The sequence below is a fragment of the Xanthobacter sp. BG11Y11_SDJG genome, assembly GCF_057364445.1.
In genome coordinates this window covers 1-2247 of the sequence record NZ_JBNFNU010000540.1, presented here as the reverse complement: position 1 = coordinate 2247, position 2247 = coordinate 1, and the positions used below count along the sequence as shown (strand labels likewise).

The 2247-nt window shown below is 63.0% G+C and carries 3 protein-coding genes and 1 pseudogene; 2 read left to right on the top strand and 2 right to left on the bottom strand.

Annotated features, from left to right (window positions below):
- Nucleotides 1-307 (top strand): VHL beta domain-containing protein (locus AC2W7M_RS24115; protein WP_486135519.1); only part of this gene is annotated, 307 nt, incomplete at its 5' end.
- Nucleotides 308-345: 38 nt separating this feature from the next.
- Nucleotides 346-852, top strand: coding sequence for a hypothetical protein (locus AC2W7M_RS24110; protein WP_486135517.1), 507 nt, complete (start codon nt 346-348; stop codon nt 850-852).
- Nucleotides 853-1089: 237 nt separating this feature from the next.
- On the opposite strand, the gene AC2W7M_RS24105 is transcribed toward AC2W7M_RS24110, so the two are convergent.
- Both AC2W7M_RS24105 and AC2W7M_RS24100 read right to left on the bottom strand, forming a co-directional pair.
- Nucleotides 1090-1791 (bottom strand): hypothetical protein, encoded by a 702-nt coding sequence (locus AC2W7M_RS24105; protein WP_486135521.1) that lies wholly within the window; start codon nt 1789-1791, stop codon nt 1090-1092.
- Nucleotides 1792-1953: pseudogene (locus AC2W7M_RS24100) on the bottom strand (HNH endonuclease); the annotation flags it as partial.
- Nucleotides 1954-2247 lie beyond the last annotated feature (294 nt).

The following is a 2247-nucleotide window of genomic DNA, read 5'->3' as shown; positions in this document are numbered from 1 at the left end:
CCCCGGCCCCGCCGCCGGCCGCCGCTGCCCGCCGCCGGGCACGGTGCGTTCGCCCGCCACCAACGTGCCGGTGAAGGTGCTGTTCTACAACGGCACGCAAATGCCGCTCGACATCATGTGGATCGACTTCAACGGCCAGTGGAAGGCCTATCACCGCCTGATGCCCAACACCAACGTGACGCAGAGCACCTATGCCGGTCATGCCTGGATCGCCGTCGACGCCAGGGGCAATTGCCACGGCGGGGTGATGATGGGCGACCCGCGCGCCCGCGGCGAAGGGGCCAACGAATTCCAGATCTGGGAGTGAGGGCGCGCCGCCGGCGCAGGCCCAAAAGGAGAGACCCGATGCGACGCACCTTCCTGACCGGCCTCGCGCTCGCCGCCGGCCTCCTCGCCCCCCTGCTCGCGCCCGCCGCGGCGCAGGCGCAGACCAAGCCGTTCGGCGCGGGCTTCGACGGCTGGGAGTTCACGGTCACCCGCGAGGCGAACGGTGTCATGAACTGCCGGGCGGTGCGCAGGGCCGGCGGGCGCGAGGACATCCTCGCCATGCGCTCCGATCACCATACCTACATCAGCATGAAGGGGGAGGGCCGCAAGGGCAAGTGGCCGCGGTCCGTGGTTGCGGTTCCGGGCAAGCCGAAGGGCGTGGCGGACTGGTCGGTGACCGCCGAGGCCAACGGCTCGCGCCTGTGGTTCCTGCTGGACTACGGCGCGGTGTCCGACATCGCCAATGCCGGCTTCTTCACCTGGTCGCTGATGGACAGCGAGGACGACGGCAAGGTGAACCTCGGCAAGCGCTCCGCCGATGCCTGGGAGCGCGTGAACCAGTGCGTGATCGCCAACGGCGGGTGAGGGGCGCGCCGACGCCTTGCCCCCACCGCCCTCATGCTCCGGCCTGACCGGAGCATCCAGGCCTTTCCGTTCACGCAAGGCTGCGGTGCGCCGGGCAGCGGGCTTAAGGAGCCGCGACGCTCCTCCGATTACCAAAGGTCGGCTCCTCTCCGTCCTTGAACCGTGCGGCGATCTCTTGGGCGAGCCGATCTCCTTCGAACAATAGGAGTTCATAGGTATAGCGATTGTAGAATTGGATTACGCCGACGATGCCGCGGGTGTGGTTTCCAGCCTGACGTTGATCGCGTCCGGAAACCGCATTGTAGCCGTCTCCTGGCCAGTCCAGAACGGGCCATCTGCCAGGCGGGCGCTAAGCTCACCTTCGCCGTACCGGATGAATCGTTTGATGCTAGCCCAACGGGCGGCATTGACCTCCTCGCCAAGATAGAAGGCGGCGAAATTTACGAAGATCTTGGACAGCGCCCGCCGATGGAGCTGATCGAAGGTTCCCTCAATATGAACGCCAATGGTTGGCTGACCGGTCTTATCGACGCTGGGGTTGATGCCATACTGCGACGGCCCCGCCATCCGCATGTCAAATCCAGCCTGGTTCAGTTCTTCCAAGAAGGCATCGTGTTCCTCCTTAGAAGGAGCAAAGATGGTGACCTTTCGGGTGCCTGACTGCCCATAGACCTCGTCGGGCAGGGAAAATCGCCCGAGCTCCGCACGAGTGAAAATGTCGATCTTTCCGGTTTTTCGATTCTCGATCTGAAGCTGGGTTGCCAGCGGCAGAAGTTGATTGGTCGTTGGATCAAGGCCCGCGATGGCTGCGCCTAACATCTCACCAGCCTCGGTCTGATCCGCCAGTGTAAACCGCAATCGCTGCTGCGGACGCATTTCCTTGGATAGTCGCCCCTGGGTGTAGCGCGCTATGCCCTCCGGCGTGTCGCGTGCGAGCATCTGATCGAGCTCTCGCCCTAGAACAGTGTTGCAGGGATCGCAAACACATTTGAGTGTCGGCGTCTTTGCACCAAAGGTTCCAAATGCTTGGGGGATGACGTGCTCCCGCCCCGAGAACTTCGCCGGATCGCCTTCGCCGCAGTAAATGCAAGCCGAAATCATTTAGAATCGATATCTATAGATCAGTTTGAATCGCCAAATGGGCCTATTCCCGACCCAGCGATTCACCCTAACACGACACCCTCGACGTTGCGAAGTTGAAGTGGCCTGATAGATTTCCGCTCTCTCAAGGCGATACGGTCGCGAAGGGTGCTTTTTGGGCCACTCAAGCAGACGGAGGCGCGAGCTCGTCTGGCGTCCGCTATCCAGCTCAACTCCAATGCCAGCAATCGGCGCCTAGCCACCCATCGGCTTCTCTCCCTCCCACCCCCCCAAATCCCCGGCAGTCCCCCACCA

Excerpts from the sequence above, each read along its gene's own strand:
- AC2W7M_RS24110 (WP_486135517.1), top strand. The coding sequence starts at position 346 with ATGCGACGCACCTTCCTGACCGGCCTCGCGCTCGCCGCCGGCCTCCTC.
- AC2W7M_RS24105 (WP_486135521.1), bottom strand. The coding sequence starts at position 1,791 with ATGCTCGCACGCGACACGCCGGAGGGCATAGCGCGCTACACCCAGGGG.